Annotated in this window: 15 protein-coding genes; 13 read left to right on the forward strand and 2 right to left on the reverse strand. The window is 72.8% G+C overall.

Features of this window, described 5'->3' with window-relative positions:
• Positions 1-51 precede the first annotated feature (51 nt).
• Together IPZ69_RS37810 and IPZ69_RS37815 are read right to left on the reverse strand one after the other, a co-directional pair.
• Entirely contained in the window at positions 52-1,230 is a 1,179-nt protein-coding gene (locus IPZ69_RS37810) for a Glu/Leu/Phe/Val dehydrogenase dimerization domain-containing protein (protein WP_235459236.1), read from the reverse strand.
• Between the two features lie 83 nt (positions 1,231-1,313).
• The gene (locus IPZ69_RS37815; protein WP_235459237.1) at positions 1,314-1,892 is read right to left on the reverse strand and encodes a carboxymuconolactone decarboxylase family protein; all 579 of its coding nucleotides are present in this window, start codon (positions 1,890-1,892) and stop codon (positions 1,314-1,316) included.
• Between the two features lie 204 nt (positions 1,893-2,096).
• Here IPZ69_RS37815 and IPZ69_RS37820 point away from each other — a divergent pair, with 204 nt between their 5' ends.
• From IPZ69_RS37820 to IPZ69_RS37880, 13 genes are all read left to right on the forward strand, one after another.
• Entirely contained in the window at positions 2,097-3,287 is a 1,191-nt protein-coding gene (locus IPZ69_RS37820) for an MBL fold metallo-hydrolase (RefSeq protein ID WP_235459238.1), read from the forward strand.
• A gap of 375 nt (positions 3,288-3,662) precedes the next feature.
• Entirely contained in the window at positions 3,663-6,656 is a 2,994-nt protein-coding gene (locus IPZ69_RS37825; protein ID WP_235459239.1) for a sensor histidine kinase, read from the forward strand.
• A 65-nt stretch (positions 6,657-6,721) separates the two neighbouring features.
• Positions 6,722-7,156 carry a roadblock/LC7 domain-containing protein gene (locus tag IPZ69_RS37830; protein ID WP_235459240.1) on the forward strand — a complete coding sequence of 145 codons (435 nt, stop codon included), beginning with the start codon at positions 6,722-6,724 and terminating at the stop codon, positions 7,154-7,156.
• Between the two features lie 2 nt (positions 7,157-7,158).
• Entirely contained in the window at positions 7,159-7,530 is a 372-nt protein-coding gene (locus tag IPZ69_RS37835) for a DUF742 domain-containing protein (protein ID WP_235459252.1), read from the forward strand.
• Positions 7,508-8,107 carry a GTP-binding protein gene (locus tag IPZ69_RS37840; RefSeq protein ID WP_235459241.1) on the forward strand — a complete coding sequence of 200 codons (600 nt, stop codon included), beginning with the start codon at positions 7,508-7,510 and terminating at the stop codon, positions 8,105-8,107. Before IPZ69_RS37835 ends, IPZ69_RS37840 begins: the two co-directional genes overlap by 23 nt.
• 63 nt (positions 8,108-8,170) lie before the next feature.
• The gene (locus IPZ69_RS37845; RefSeq protein WP_235459242.1) at positions 8,171-8,746 is read left to right on the forward strand and encodes a GAF domain-containing protein; all 576 of its coding nucleotides are present in this window, start codon (positions 8,171-8,173) and stop codon (positions 8,744-8,746) included.
• A gap of 69 nt (positions 8,747-8,815) precedes the next feature.
• On the forward strand, positions 8,816-9,229 hold the full coding sequence (locus IPZ69_RS37850; protein WP_235459243.1) for a hypothetical protein: 414 nt from the start codon (positions 8,816-8,818) through the stop codon (positions 9,227-9,229).
• Positions 9,230-9,422: 193 nt separating this feature from the next.
• On the forward strand, positions 9,423-10,451 hold the full coding sequence (gene tdh / locus IPZ69_RS37855; RefSeq protein WP_235459244.1) for an L-threonine 3-dehydrogenase: 1,029 nt from the start codon (positions 9,423-9,425) through the stop codon (positions 10,449-10,451).
• Positions 10,452-10,597: 146 nt separating this feature from the next.
• Positions 10,598-11,797 (forward strand): glycine C-acetyltransferase, encoded by a 1,200-nt coding sequence (locus IPZ69_RS37860; protein WP_235459245.1) that lies wholly within the window; start codon positions 10,598-10,600, stop codon positions 11,795-11,797.
• A 37-nt stretch (positions 11,798-11,834) separates the two neighbouring features.
• Complete coding sequence (locus IPZ69_RS37865) at positions 11,835-12,737, forward strand: LysR family transcriptional regulator (protein WP_235459246.1); 903 nt, start codon at positions 11,835-11,837, stop codon at positions 12,735-12,737.
• 46 nt (positions 12,738-12,783) lie between these two features.
• A complete protein-coding gene (locus IPZ69_RS37870) occupies positions 12,784-13,368 on the forward strand; it encodes a helix-turn-helix domain-containing protein (RefSeq protein WP_235459247.1) in 585 nt (194 codons plus the stop codon).
• On the forward strand, positions 13,365-13,892 hold the full coding sequence (locus tag IPZ69_RS37875; protein ID WP_235459248.1) for a GNAT family N-acetyltransferase: 528 nt from the start codon (positions 13,365-13,367) through the stop codon (positions 13,890-13,892). Before IPZ69_RS37870 ends, IPZ69_RS37875 begins: the two co-directional genes overlap by 4 nt.
• 47 nt (positions 13,893-13,939) lie before the next feature.
• A partial coding sequence (locus tag IPZ69_RS37880; RefSeq protein ID WP_235459249.1) for an MmcQ/YjbR family DNA-binding protein occupies positions 13,940-14,246 on the forward strand: 307 nt, incomplete at its 3' end.

Genomic DNA, 14,246 nt, shown 5'->3' on the forward strand with positions numbered 1-14,246 from the left:
ACGACTCTGCTGCCGCCGCGCCCCCGCCTCAATTCCCGCCCGGGTATGAGGTCACCGGTACCAGCCGAAGCGCTCCGCGATCACCGGCAGCCGGTCGGCGACGATCGCGTGGGCGGCCGCGCGCGGTGTCGTGCCGTCGGCCTCCGCGCGGGCCAGCATGCGGTCGACCAGCGCGCGCATCGAGCGCCGGGTGTGCGCGAACGCCTCGTCCGCGTCCGGGCCGATGTCCCCGAACAGCGTCCACCACCACCAGGCGTTCGTCCCGGAGTTGACCACCACGTCCGGCAGCACGGTCACCCCGCGCGCGGCCAGCAGTTCCTCCGCGGCCGGGAGCACCGGCATGTTGGCCGCCTCGACGATCCAGCGAGCGGTGATCCGCTCCTGCTCGGCGATGCCCACGGCGTACGACACCGCGGCGGGCACCAGCACCTCGGCCTCGGCGGACAGCCAGGCGTCGCCGGGCAGTTCGCTGTCGCCCGGGCGCAGCGCGGCGCGGTCCACCGTGCCGTACGCGTCCCGCGCCGCCAGGAGTGCCTCGACGTCGAGGCCCGCTGGGTTGGCGACGGTGCCCTTGACGTCGGCGACGGCCACGATCCGCAGGCCCGCGCGCGCGAGGAAGCGCGCCGTGGCGCCGCCCATGGTGCCCAGACCCTGCACGGCCACCCGCGTCCCCGCGTGCGGCACTCCGGCCCGGTCCAGGGCCGCCAGCGCCGACTCGGCGACCCCGCAGCCGCCGACCAGCTCGTCCAGACCGATGCCGTCCACCTCCACGGCGAAGGCGTCCGCGAGCCGCCGCCGCGCGGCCGCCTCGTCGTCGAGCAGCGGGTACACGGCCTGGATCGACGACACGAGCCCCGCCTCGGCGGCGGCGCGGTCGACCAGGTCCTGGGTCAGGCCGAGGTCCTCGCCGGTGGTCCAGAATCTCTCGATGTACGGGCGCATGGCGCGCAGATAGCGCACCAGGAGCCCGTACGCCTCGGGGGCCCGGGGATCGCAGTCGATGCCGCCCTTGGCCCCGCCCAGGGGCACGTAGCGGGCCTCGGGGTCGTAGTGCAGGGCTTCCTTCATGGTCATGCCGCGGGCGAGCCCGGCGACCTCGTCCAGGGTGCAGCCGGGCCGCATCCGCAGACCGCCGCTGGCCACGCCCCGCACCAGCCGGTCGACGACGAGGAAGCCCTGGCGGCCGGTGACGTGGTCGGTCCAGGCGAGGGACATCAAGGGGGCGGTCATGGGTCTGTCTCCTCGCGGACGCTCCACCGGGCGGCGATTACTGAACGGGGGTTCAGTATATCGCCTCCGTCCGCCCCCTCCGGCTACCGCGCCGACGTCCGGTCGCCGCTGCGTGACGCCGGTACCTCGCACGAGTCCTTGAAGCCCTGGCTGGTCAGGCCGAGCGAGGAGTTGATCCGCGAGCGCAGGTTCTCCACCGCCACCATCGCCGTCAGCTCCACCAGGGCCGGCTCGCCCAGCCGCTCGCGCAGCCGGTCCACGAGCTCGTCGTCGACGGTGGGCGGGGTGGCCGTCATCGCCTCGGCGTACGCCATGACGTCCCGCTCCAGGGGCGTGTACGCGTCACTGTCCCGCCATACGGGAACGTCGTGCACCTTCTCGGGCGCCGTGCCGCGCTCCCGGCCGGCCCAGTAGCCGAAGTCCATGCACCACGAGCAGCCGATCGCCGCGGCCGTCGCCATCTCCGCGAGACCCTTCAGATCGGGGTCGAGACGGTTCCACTTCGCCACGGACCGCTCGAACCGCAGATCGCTCCACAGAACGCGCGGGTTGTGCGCGAGCGCCCGGACCGGGTCGAGGGTCTTGCCGTATGCGCGCCGGGAGTACCACTCGGTGAGCCGGAGGACGAAGGTACGGGGAGGGGTGAGGGAGACGCGGGCCATGGGGCCACCTCCTGGAATCGGGTCACGGGAGCACCTCGGTGCGGGTGCCTTCACCGGTACGACGGCCGGGGGCCGCGCGGATGTGACATCCGGGCGCCGCCGTACCCAGGAGCGCCCCGGAAACCGGCCGTGACCAGGGGCACGTCGGGTTGTCGGAGGGGCCCTCCATAATGGATGACCTCAGCGACACCACCTGGAGGTACCGTGACCGGTTTGCGTTCCCTGAGCTCCGGGCTCCGCTCGCTGCGGCCCGCTGCCTTCGGCGTGGACCCGGGCGGCGAGCGCCTCGCGCGCATCCGCAGGTCGCCCCACTTCAAGGACGGTGTCTTCCAGAACCCCGGAGGCCCCGCGCGGACCCGGCCCTCCGGTTCGATGCTGGACTTCGCCAAGGTGTACTTCGACAAGGACGAGCGGCCGCTGCGCTCCCCGAAGGGCACCGTCCCGGTGCACCCCACCACCCTGGCCGACCTCGCGAAGCCGCCCGCCACCGGTCTTCGGCTGACCTGGATGGGACACTCCAGCGTGCTCGCGGAGATCGACGGGCAGCGGGTGCTCTTCGACCCCGTCTGGGGCGAGCGCTGCTCCCCGTTCCCGTTCGCCGGGCCCAAGCGGCTGCACCCGGCGCCGCTGCCGCTCGCCGCGCTCGGCCCGGTCGATGTCGTGGTCATCTCGCACGATCACTACGACCATCTGGACCTGCCCACCATCAAGGCGCTGGCCGGCACGGACACCCTGTTCGCCGTGCCCCTGGGTGTCGGCGCCCACCTGGAGCACTGGGGCGTTTCGGCCGACCGGCTGCGCGAGCTGGACTGGCACGAGGCCACCGAGGTCGGCGGGCTCACCCTGACCGCGACCCCGGCCCGCCACTTCTGCGGCCGCGGCCTGCGCAACACCCAGCACACGCTCTGGGCCTCCTGGGTCGTCGCCGGGGAGTCGCACCGGATCTACCACAGCGGTGACACCGGATACTTCGACGGCTTCAAGGACATAGGCGCCGAGCACGGTCCGTTCGACGCCACGATGATCCAGCTCGGCGCCTACAGCGAGTTCTGGCCCGACATCCACATGACCCCCGAGGAGGCCCTGCGGGCCCACCTCGACCTCCAGGGCGGCGACCCGCACGGTGTGCTGCTGCCGATCCACTGGGGCACCTTCAACCTCGCCACGCACGCGTGGGCCGAGCCCGGCGAGTGGACGAGGGACGCCGCCGAGGGGGCCGGACAGGCCGTGGCCTTCCCCCGGCCCGGCGAGCCCTTCGAGCCCGGCGGCAAGCTCCCCTCCGACCCCTGGTGGCGCGTCGTGTCCGGGCCCGTCCCCCAGACGTGGGGCGGCTCACGTCCGACGGACACCGCGGCACCCGCCCCCCGGGACCTAGACCTCGCCGGCGAGCGCTGACACGGGGCACGAAGACCCCTCGGCGCGCTCGCGCCTCGGCTCCGGGTTCCAGGAGCGGTCCTCCTCGTGTGGGTGGCGACGTGTGTGCGACCGCCCGGAACGATTTCGATCAGGCCGGATCGAATCGAGCCACTACAACTCCCCACAACGACAGGGTTATCGGTCTGTCGTACGAGGCCTCATACCAGAGCGGGACGTCGGCCGGGGGACTTTGTCAACTGCCCACCGCACGTGATGCACAGGCGACTACTGTGAGTGTCCGTCGGGCGACGCAGGGCCGAATTTCGTCGGCTGCCTCGACCGACATCGCGATGGCGCATGCCCACCTCGCGCACCGCGAGGAATCAGGCCCGACGGACCAGTACGAGGACACCGATGTCTCACCTCCGTGCACCGGCCGCACGCGCCGACCGCCGTGAGGGCGGCCGGCACGGGCGACCGGTCGCCCGCCCCGTTCCCGCACTGCCCGAGACGCACATACGGCCCCAACTCCTGCGCCTCGCCGTGCTGCCGCCCGTCGCGGTCGCCCTCAGCGCCAGCGCGGCGGTCCTGTTCACCGTCCGCTCCACCGGAGCGCGGCCCGGCCTCACCCTCTGGGCCGTGCTCGCCGGGGCGATCTCGGTGACCGGCGTGGGCATCGTGATCGCCGCCGTGGCCGCGGGCCGGGCCGCCCGGTCGGTGAGCGACCGGGTCGGCGCCCTGCGGCGCAGCGCCGCGCGCGGCGAGGCCGACCTGCGGTCCCTGGTGGAGACGCTGCGCCGGGGCGAGGGCGCGCCGCAGCGCAAACCACGCGGCGGACCGCCCGCGGACGCGGACGAGTTCGAGCTGCTCGCCGCGGATCTCGCCCGCGCGCACGACGGCGCCGTCACCGCCGTCGTGCAGGCCGCCCAGCTCTCCAGCCAGGCCGGCAGCGAGCAGAAGCTGGAGGTGTTCGTCAACCTCGCGCGGCGGCTGCAGTCCCTGGTGCACCGGGAGATCTCGATCCTCGACGAGCTGGAGAACGAGATCGAGGACCCCGACCTGCTCAAGGGCCTCTTCCACGTCGACCACCTCGCCACCCGGATCCGGCGGCACGCCGAGAACCTCGCGGTGCTCGGCGGCGCGGTCTCCCGGCGGCAGTGGAGCAACCCCGTGTCGATGACCGAGGTGCTGCGCTCGGCCATCGCCGAGGTCGAGCAGTACTCCCGGGTCAAGCTCGTACCGCCGATCGACGGCGAGCTGCGCGGGCACGCCGTCGCCGACGTCATCCATCTGCTGGCCGAACTCGTCGAGAACGCCACGGTGTTCTCCGCCCCGCACACGCAGGTGCTGCTCCGCGCCAACCTCGTCACGTCCGGGCTGGCCGTCGAGGTGGAGGACCGCGGACTGGGCATGCCGGTCGCCGAACAGGCCAGGATGAACGCCCTGCTCGCCGACCCCGACCAGGTCAACGTCGCCAGCCTGCTGGCCGACGGCCGCATCGGCCTGTTCGTCGTCTCCCAACTCGCCCGGCGGCACGGCATCCACGTCCGCCTGCAGACCAACATCTACGGCGGTGTGCAGGCCGTACTCGTGGTCCCGCAGGGGTTGTTGGGTACGACACCGGGTGCGCCCGGAGTCGTACCGCAACCGCGGGACGGTGCGAGCGCGAGGCACCTGCCCGGGGTGCCGTCGGCGCAGCTGCATCCGCGGCGCGGCGGGGGCCCCGCCGCCCTGGGAGGGGCCGCGGACGCAACTCCCTTCGCGGGCCAGGGCGCTGGCGGCGCCGCCGCCGGCCCCCGCCACGGCCTCCCCGGCGACGAGATCCCGGACGGACATCCGACGGACCCACTGAGCGGACCGACGACCGGAACCCTGGGGGGAGTGACCGCGCTACTGGGCGGGCCTGCCGGGGGGCACGGCGGATCTGCTGGGGGGCATGCCGGATCTGCCGGAGGCAAGGGTGGATCTGCCGAGGATCATGGCGGACCTACGGGCGTTCACGGCTCGCGCACCGGGGTGCATGGTGTATCCAGCGGGGGCCATGACGGACGCGCCGGGGGCCATGGCGGTCTCGCCGACTCACCGGGCGGGGCCGGTGGTTCCCTAGGCGGGCCTGCCGGCTCCCCGGGCGGAGCGCCCGGATACCCCGGCGGATCAACTGGTTCCCTGGGTGGGTCGGTTGGCTCTCTCGGCGGATCTACCGCTTCCTTGGGCGGGTCGGCCGGTTCGGTGGGTGGATCTGCTGGTTCCTTGGGTGGGGCCGTTGGTTCGCAGGGCGGGCTCGTCGGCTCTGAGGGCGGACCTGCTGGTTCCCTGGGTGGGTCGGTTGGCACTTCCGGTGGATCTACCGGTTCCCTGGGCGAGTTCGCCGGTTCGCTGGACGGACCCACCGGCCTCTTGGGCGGTCCCGTCGGCTCTCAGGGCGGATCTACCGGTTCCCTGGGTGGGTCGGTCGGCTCCCTCGGTGGACATGCCGGTCCCCAGGGCGGTCCCGTCGGCTCTCAGGGCGGATCTACCGGTTCCCTGGGTGGGTCGGTCGGCTCCCTCGGTGGACATGCCGGTCCCCAGGGCGGTCCCGTCGGCTCTGAAGGCGGACCTGCCGGTTCCCTGGGTGGGTCGGTCGGCTCTCTCGGCGGATCTACCGGTTCCCTGGGCGGGCCCGCCGGTTCGCAGGGCGCACTCGGCAGCTTCCTCGGTGGATCCGGCGGTTCGCTGGGTGGGGCGGTCGGTTCTCACGGCGGACGTGGCGATTCCATGGACGGGGGTGGCGGGGGCGTCGATTCCCACGGGCGTTCCTCCGTGAGTTCCGTGGGCGGTTCGCGGGACGGGCTGCGTGAAGGATCGGCGGACGCGTCTTCAGGTGAGGCGACGCCTTACGGGCCGACGCCCCTGCCGGTGCGTGGTGCTCGGCGGGCGCGGGCCAATCCCGCCGACGCGGTGCCCGGTATCAGGCCCGAGGAACGGCGGACCGTCGCCGAGAACGCCGTCGCGCCGCCCTCCCCGCGCGTCCCCGGCGCCGTACGCGGCACGATGGGCAAGCCCCAACTGCCCCGCCGCCGCGCCCAGGAGCACATCGTGCCCCAGCTGCGGGGCGGACCGGCACCCCGGCAGGAGAGCGACACCCTCGTCGGCCACGACCCCGGACTGATGGCGGCCTTCCAGCGCGGTGTCGGCCTGGCCGAGGCCCAGCAGCACCTGGAGCAGGAGCCCGCCCGTACGGCCGTGCCGGACACGACCCACACGTCCGCCGACGAGCCGCGTCCGGAATCCGTGGCCCCGCCGTCCGCCCTGGACATACCGCACCCGGACCTACCGCGCCGGGACGCGGCCCGCAGAGCGGAGGCCCGCGTCCATGCGCCCGGATCCGACCTCACCGCCCGGCCCGACGGGAGCGCACCGGCCGGATGACCACCCCCGTTCACACCCCCACCCGCGCTCCCGCGGACCTTCGTACCCCAAGGAGTCGATCCACCATGGCGAGCGATGCGCCGACCGCCCAGGTATCCGACCTCGACTGGCTGATGAGCGGCCTCGTGCAGCGCGTACCGCACACCACCAGCGCGGTGCTCCTGTCCTGCGACGGACTCGTGAAGTCCGTCCACGGCCTGGACCCCGACAGCGCCGACCACATGGCCGCCCTGGCCTCCGGCCTCTACTCCCTCGGCCGCAGCGCGGGCGTCCGGTTCGGCGACGGCGGCGACGTCCGCCAGGTCGTCGTCGAACTCGACTCGACCCTGCTGTTCGTCACCACAGCCGGCTCCGGCACCTGCCTCGCCGTGCTCGCCGGCCGCGAGGCGGACGCGGCGGTGCTCGGCTACGAGATGGCAATGCTGGTCAAGAGCGTCCGCCCGTACCTCGTGACCGCTCCCCGGCAGCACGGCGTCGAACCCCCGGCGATGAGGCCTTGAGCGTGCCGGCACTCGGCGACGGGCCCTGGCTCGACGACGCGGCCGGACGGCTGGTGCGCCCCTTCACGGTCAGCAACGGCCGCACCCGGCCCAGCATCGCGCTCGACCTGATGTCGCAGGTGATGGGCACCGGAGTCACCCCGCTCGGCTACCTCGGCCCCGAACACGCCCAGGCGCTCGATCTGTGCCACGGGCCCGTCTCGGTCGCCGAGATCGCCGCCCAGCTCAAGCTGCCGGCGGTGGTCACCAAGGTGCTCCTCTCGGACCTCGTCGACTGCGGAGCGTTGACCACCAAGCCCCCCGCGTTCCAACACAACCCCACTGACCGGGCCCTTCTGGAGGCAGTGCTCGATGGACTACGACGACAGCTCTGACCCGTTCCCGACCGCGCTCAAGATCCTTGTGGCGGGCGGGTTCGGCGTCGGCAAGACCACCCTCGTGGGCGCGGTGAGCGAGATCGCGCCGCTCAGCACGGAGGAGCTCCTCACCACGGTCAGTGCCGCGACGGACAGTCTCGACGGCATCGAGAACAAGGTCGAGACGACCGTGGCGATGGACTTCGGCCGCATCACGCTCGATCCGCAGCACGTCCTGTACCTGTTCGGCACGCCCGGACAGGAGCGGTTCTGGTTCATGTGGGACGAGCTGTCCGAAGGCGCGCTCGGCGCGGTCATCCTCGCCGACACCCGCCGCCTGGAGGACTGCTTCGCGGCCGTGGACTTCTTCGAGGAGCGCGGCCTCGGCTTCATCGTCGCGGTCAACGACTTCGACGGGGCCTACCGCTACGACACGGAGGAGGTGCGCGCCGCCATCGACCTGGACCCCGAGATCCCCGTCGTCCGCTGCGACGCCCGCATCTCCAGTTCCGGTGTGCAGACCCTGCTCACCCTCGTACGCCACCTCATCGCCCACGCCCCGGCGCCCGCGCCGAGCCACGGCGCCCACAGGTGATCTGCCCGCACACCGCCCACGGAGCCCGCACATGAGGTACGTCCACAGCCATGGAGCCCGGCCATGAGCTACGAGCCGCCGCGGCCGGCCAGGGGTCTGCTGCTCACCCCCGAGGACCGGGAGGCGCCCGCCCGCACCCACCGGCTGCGCCGGCTCGGCCTCGGAGAGCGTGCGGAGCCCGCCCTGGACGCCTTCGCGGACCGCCTCGCCCGGCTCACCGGCGCGCCGTACGCCATGGTCAACTTCATCGACGAGGAACGGCAGTTCTTCGCGGGCCTGCGGATCCCGACCATCGGGCCGGTGGTGAAGGCCGACGGCTCCCGGCCTCAGGTGGGCCGCTGCATGCCCCGCGACCACGGCTTCTGCCCCCATGTGGTGGTCCGGCGCAAGGCGCTGGTGCTGGAGGACGTGTGCGACTACCCGCGGTTCGCCGGCAACCCGGTCGTCGACGAGTACGGCATCCGCTCCTACCTCGGCGCCCCGCTCATCGACAGCACCGCGATGGTGCTCGGCACCGTCTGCGTCGCCGACGTCGAACCCCGCCCCTGGGGAAGAACCGGCCTGGACACCATCAAGTCCACGGCCGCGGACCTCGCCGTACGACTGGAACGAGGCGAGGACACCGGGATCCCGTGGTGAGCAACCTCGGCGGGGTGGGACGATCGCGGCGTGCAGACTCCTGATCCCGCGTGGCCCCGTCGCCTCCTGATGGAGGCACTGACCGTGCTCGCGGCGCCTTCGTCGGTCCAGACGGCATGGCTGGAGAAGCACGGCGTCGTGCCGGACGAGATCGCCCTCGACTTCGACGACGGATTCCGCATGGCCGAGCACCTGATGGAGCAGGGGCTTCTCAGCCGCGACGCGTTGCCCGACCTGCGCATGATCGATTCGATCTTCGACGAGATGACCCGTGATCCGTCCCCGGGTCGGTGGGAGACGGCGGCTCTGATCAGCGACACGGGATGGGGTCAGCGACACGGGATGGGGCCGGGCCCGCGCGGCGGCTCGGCGGGTTCTCGTGCGCGAAGGAGCCGACGCGGCGGCGCTGCCGGACATTCGCGTGGTGCGCTAGCGGGTCCCGGTGGTCCGGGCGGGTTCCGTCGGTGTGGGCCGTGGTGGTGAATCAAGGAGCGTCGAGGTCCGGGGCGGGTGGGGGATCAGGGGGTGTGAAGGAAAGCTGAGGCGGTGGTTAAGAAAACCTCGATGGACCCCACCTCGTTCAGTACGGCAGATTGCAAGGGATTCCACCCCCTGTCCCCGGTGCGGGCGCCTTCGGCATGCCCTGAACCTGGACCTCACCCACAGGAGCCGTAGGTTGAAGGCGCTGGTCAAGGAGAAGGCCGAGCCCGGGCTCTGGCTCGCGGACGTCCCCGAGCCGGTCATCGGGGCCGGTGACGTACTGATCAAGGTCCTGCGCACCGGGATCTGCGGCACCGACCTGCACATCCGGTCCTGGGACGGCTGGGCGCAGCAGACCATCACCACCCCGCTGGTCCTCGGGCACGAGTTCGTCGGCGAGGTCGTCGAGGTCGGCCGGGACGTCTCCGACATCAAGCCGGGCGACCGGGTCAGCGGTGAGGGCCACCTGGTGTGCGGCAAGTGCCGCAACTGCCTGGCCGGGCGCCGCCACCTGTGCCGCGCCACCGTCGGGCTGGGGGTCGGCCGGGACGGCGCCTTCGCGGAGTACGTCGCGCTGCCCGCCACCAACGTGTGGGTGCACCGGGTCGATGTCGACCTCGACGTCGCCGCGATCTTCGACCCGTTCGGCAACGCCGTGCACACGGCGCTGTCCTTCCCGCTGGTCGGCGAGGACGTGCTGATCACCGGCGCCGGCCCGATCGGCCTGATGGCCGCCGCGGTGGCCCGCCACGCCGGCGCCCGCAACGTCGTGATCACCGACGTGAGCGAGGAGCGGCTGGCGCTGGCCCGCAAGATCGGCGCGAGCCTGGCCCTGAACGTCGCCGAGGGCACGATCGCCGACGGGCAGCGGGCGCTCGGGCTGCGCGAGGGCTTCGACATCGGCCTGGAGATGTCCGGCCGCGGCGAGGCGATGCGCGAGATGATCGCCAACATGACGCACGGCGGCCGCATCGCGATGCTCGGTCTGCCCGCGCAGGAGTTCCCCGTCGACTGGGCGCGGATCGTCACCTCGATGATCACCATCAAGGGCATCTACGGCCGCGAGATGTTCGAGACCTGGTACGCGATGTCGGTGCTGCTGGAGGCCGGCCTCGACCTCACCCCCGTGATCACCGGCCGGTACGACTACCGCGACTTCGAGTCGGCGTTCGCGGACGCGGCGAGCGGCAAGGGCGGCAAGGTCATCCTGGACTGGACCGCTTGATTTCTGGCTCGGTTCGCCTCCGGGGCGCAGAAGCCGGTGTCGAGCGACCGACCGTGCTCAGCCCTGCGGGCCTCCGCGCGCTCGATCGCTCGACACCGGCGCGCCCCTTCGGCTCACTCGCCCCCCTGCACCTGATGGAGCCCCTCATGTTCAACTCTGTTCGAGACGACCTGCGCGCCACCCTCGACGAGATCCGCGCCGCCGGACTGCACAAGCCCGAGCGGGTCATCGACACCCCGCAGTCCGCGACCGTGAACGTCAGCGCCGGCGGCCGCCCCGGCGAGGTCCTCAACTTCTGCGCCAACAACTACCTGGGCCTGGCCGACCACCCCGAGGTCGTCGCCGCCGCCCACACGGCCCTCGACCGCTGGGGCTACGGCATGGCGTCCGTGCGCTTCATCTGCGGTACGCAGGAGGTGCACAAGGAGCTGGAGGCGCGGCTGTCCGCGTTCCTCGGCCAGGAGGACACGATCCTGTACTCCTCCTGCTTCGACGCCAACGGCGGCGTGTTCGAGACGCTGCTCGGCCCCGAGGACGCGGTGATCTCGGACGCCCTCAACCACGCCTCGATCATCGACGGCATCCGGCTGTCCAAGGCCCGCCGCTACCGCTACGCCAACCGCGACATGGCGGACCTGGAGCGGCAGCTGAAGGAGGCCTCCGAGGGCGGCGCCCGCCGCAAGCTGGTCGTCACCGACGGCGTCTTCTCCATGGACGGCTATGTGGCGCCGCTGCGCGAGATCTGCGACCTGGCCGACCGCTACGACGCGATGGTCATGGTCGACGACTCGCACGCCGTCGGCTTCGTCGGCCCGAGCGGCCGCGGCACCCCCGAGCTGCACGACGTCATGGACCGGGTCGACGTCATCACCGGCACCCTCGGCAAGGCGCTCGGCGGCGCCTCGGGCGGCTACGTCGCCGCCCGTGCCGAGATCGTCGCCCTGCTCCGGCAGCGCTCCCGCCCGTACCTCTTCTCCAACACCCTCGCCCCGGTGATCGCCGCCTCCTCGCTCAAGGTGCTCGACCTGCTGGAGTCGGCGGACGACCTGCGGGTGCGGCTCACCGAGAACACCGCGCTGTTCCGCCGCCGGATGACCGAGGAGGGCTTCGAGATCCTCCCCGGCGACCACGCCATCGCGCCGGTCATGATCGGCGACGCGGCGCGGGCGGGCCGGCTGGCGGAGCTGCTGCTGGAGCGCGGCGTCTACGTGATCGGCTTCTCCTACCCGGTGGTGCCGCAGGGCCAGGCCCGTATCCGCGTCCAGCTGTCCGCCGCGCACTCGACGCAGGACGTGAACCGCGCCGTGGACGCCTTCGTCGCCGCACGGGCGGAACTCGACGTCTGAGCCGAAGCACAAGGGCGCGTTTGAGACAATCGGTCTCATGATCGAAGCGCGGCGGCTCCACATCCTCCGTGCGGTGGCCGACCACCGTACGGTGACGGCGGCTGCCGCCGCGCTCTATCTCACCCCGTCGGCCGTCTCCCAGCAGCTCGCGGCCCTGGAGCAGGAGACGGGCCACCGGCTGGTCGAGCGCAGCGCCAAGGGCGTACGGCTGACCCCGGCCGGTGAGATCCTGCTCGGCCACACCAACGCGGTCCTCGCCCAGCTGGAGCGGGCCGAGGCCGAGCTCGCCGCGTACGGCTCCGGCGCGGCCGGCACGGTCACGGTCGCCGCCTTCGCGACCGGCATCGCCCAGGTCGTCGCGCCCGCCGTGGCCCGGCTCGCCCGGTCGGCGCCCGGCATCCGCATGCGCGTCCAGGACGCCGAGGGCGACGCCAGCCTCCCCATGGTCCTGGACCGCCAGGTCGACGTCGCGGTCGCCGTCGAGTACCGCGGCGCCCCGTCGGCCGACGACCCGCGCCTGACCCACGTCCCGCTCTACGCCGAGCCGTTCGACGCGGTCGTCCCCGTCAGCCACCGTCTCGCCGACGCCGGCGAGGTCCCCCTCGCCGAGCTGGCCAAGGACACCTGGATCAGCCCCTACCCCGGCAACCCCTGCCACGACGTGGTCGTCCTGGCCTGCGAGAGCGCCGGATTCCAGCCCCGGCTCGAACACTCCTCGGACGACTTCCGCGCGGTCGTGGCCCTCGCCTCGGCCGACGCGGGCGTCGCCCTCGTCCCCCGCTCCGCGCTGCGCGGCATGGATCTGACCGGCGTGGTCGTCCGCCCCGTGGACGGCGTCGCCCCCACCCGCAGGGTCTTCGCGGCGGTACGGCGCGGAGCCGAGGAGCACCCCTTGATCCGGCCGGTGCTCGACGCGCTGGGCGAGGCGGCGCAGGCGTGAGCCCTCCGTAACACGGGCGTCTCATGTTCGGGATAGCGTCCCGGATATGAGACACCAGGGCAACGTTGGCGCACCGGACCCCGTGGACGCCCGGCTCGGCGCCCGCCTGGCCGAGCTGCGGGCCGAACGCGGCTGGTCGCTGGGGGAGTTGGCGGAGCGCAGCGGGATCAGCAGGTCGACGCTGTCCCGGGCCGAGCGGGCCGAGATCAGCCCCACGGCCGCGCTGCTCAACCGGCTCTGCGCCGTCCACGGACGGACCATGTCCCAGCTGCTCAGCGAGGTCGAGGCGGAGCCCGCCCCGCTGGTGCGGGCCGCCGAGCAGACGGTGTGGGAGGACCGGACCGCCGGGTTCGTACGACGTTCGGTGTCGCCGCCGCACGCCGGGCTGCGTGGCGAGCTCGTCGAGGGCCGGCTCGCGGCCGGCGCGGACCTCGCCTACGACCGGCCGCCCGTGCCCGGCCTGGAACAGCACCTCTGGGTCCTCGACGGGGCGCTCGACGTGACGGTGGGGCAGGCGGCGCACCACCTCGACGCCGGTGACTGTCTGCGGATGCGGGTGTGGGGGGCGACGCGCTTTTGCTCCACCGGGCCGGGAGAGGCGCGCTATGTGCTGGCGGTGGTGCGGCCGTGAGCGTGAACCGCTGGGACGCGGCCCAAGTGCGCGGCGGAGCCGAGGAATTGGCCGAACTGCTCGTCGACACCGTGGCGGGCGGGGCGTCCGTCGGCTTCCTCGCACCGCTCGACCGCGCCGAGGCCGCCGCCTGGTGGGAAGGGCGGGCCGCCGCCGTGGCCGCCGGACAGCTCGCCGTATGGGTGGCGCGGGGAGAGGACGGGCGGGTGGCCGGAACGGTGAGCCTGGCCTTCCCCGACAAGCCCAACAGCCGGCACCGCGCCGAGCTGGTCAAGCTCATGGTCCACCGAAGCGGGCGCGGCCGGGGCCTCGGCCGCGGGCTCCTGGCCACCGCCGAGGAGGCCGCCGCCGCGGCCGGGATCACCCTGCTGCACCTGGACACCGAGACCGGCAGCCCCGCCGAGCACCTGTACCGCTCGGCCGACTGGACGAGGGTCGGCGACATCCCGGACTACGCCGCGAGCCCGGCCGGGGTGCTGCGGCCGACCGCGCTCTACTACAAGCACCTGGGCACGGGCGCGTGACCACGCTGACCAGGTGAGTGTCAGTGGGACGGGCTACGGTGCCTGTCATGCCGGATGCCGAAGACGTACGCCGTGTCGCCCTGTCCCTGCCGGACACCACCGAGAAGGTGGCCTGGAACATGCCCACCTTCCGGGTGGCCGGGAAGATGTTCGCCACGCTGCCCGAGGACGAGACCTCCATCGCGGTGCGCTGCCCCAAGGAGGAGCGCGACGAACTGGTGCTGGCCGAGCCGGACAAGTTCTGGATCGCCGATCACGAGGCCCAGTTCGCCTGGGTCCGGGCCTGGCTCGGCGCGCTGGAGGGCGAGGACGAGCTGCGCGACATCCTCGCCGACTCGTGGCGGCAGGCGGCCC

The sequence above is a fragment of the Streptomyces olivochromogenes genome, from assembly GCF_021538895.1.
In the GTDB taxonomy this organism is placed as follows: Bacteria; Actinomycetota; Actinomycetes; order Streptomycetales; family Streptomycetaceae; genus Streptomyces; species Streptomyces olivochromogenes_A.

Excerpts from the sequence above, each read along its gene's own strand:
- IPZ69_RS37810 (WP_235459236.1), bottom strand. The coding sequence starts at position 1,230 with ATGACCGCCCCCTTGATGTCCCTCGCCTGGACCGACCACGTCACCGGC.
- IPZ69_RS37815 (WP_235459237.1), bottom strand. The coding sequence starts at position 1,892 with ATGGCCCGCGTCTCCCTCACCCCTCCCCGTACCTTCGTCCTCCGGCTC.
- IPZ69_RS37825 (WP_235459239.1), top strand. The coding sequence starts at position 3,663 with ATGTCTCACCTCCGTGCACCGGCCGCACGCGCCGACCGCCGTGAGGGC.
- IPZ69_RS37830 (WP_235459240.1), top strand. The coding sequence starts at position 6,722 with ATGGCGAGCGATGCGCCGACCGCCCAGGTATCCGACCTCGACTGGCTG.
- IPZ69_RS37840 (WP_235459241.1), top strand. The coding sequence starts at position 7,508 with ATGGACTACGACGACAGCTCTGACCCGTTCCCGACCGCGCTCAAGATC.
- IPZ69_RS37845 (WP_235459242.1), top strand. The coding sequence starts at position 8,171 with ATGAGCTACGAGCCGCCGCGGCCGGCCAGGGGTCTGCTGCTCACCCCC.
- IPZ69_RS37850 (WP_235459243.1), top strand. The coding sequence starts at position 8,816 with ATGGAGGCACTGACCGTGCTCGCGGCGCCTTCGTCGGTCCAGACGGCA.
- IPZ69_RS37860 (WP_235459245.1), top strand. The coding sequence starts at position 10,598 with ATGTTCAACTCTGTTCGAGACGACCTGCGCGCCACCCTCGACGAGATC.
- IPZ69_RS37865 (WP_235459246.1), top strand. The coding sequence starts at position 11,835 with ATGATCGAAGCGCGGCGGCTCCACATCCTCCGTGCGGTGGCCGACCAC.
- IPZ69_RS37870 (WP_235459247.1), top strand. The coding sequence starts at position 12,784 with ATGAGACACCAGGGCAACGTTGGCGCACCGGACCCCGTGGACGCCCGG.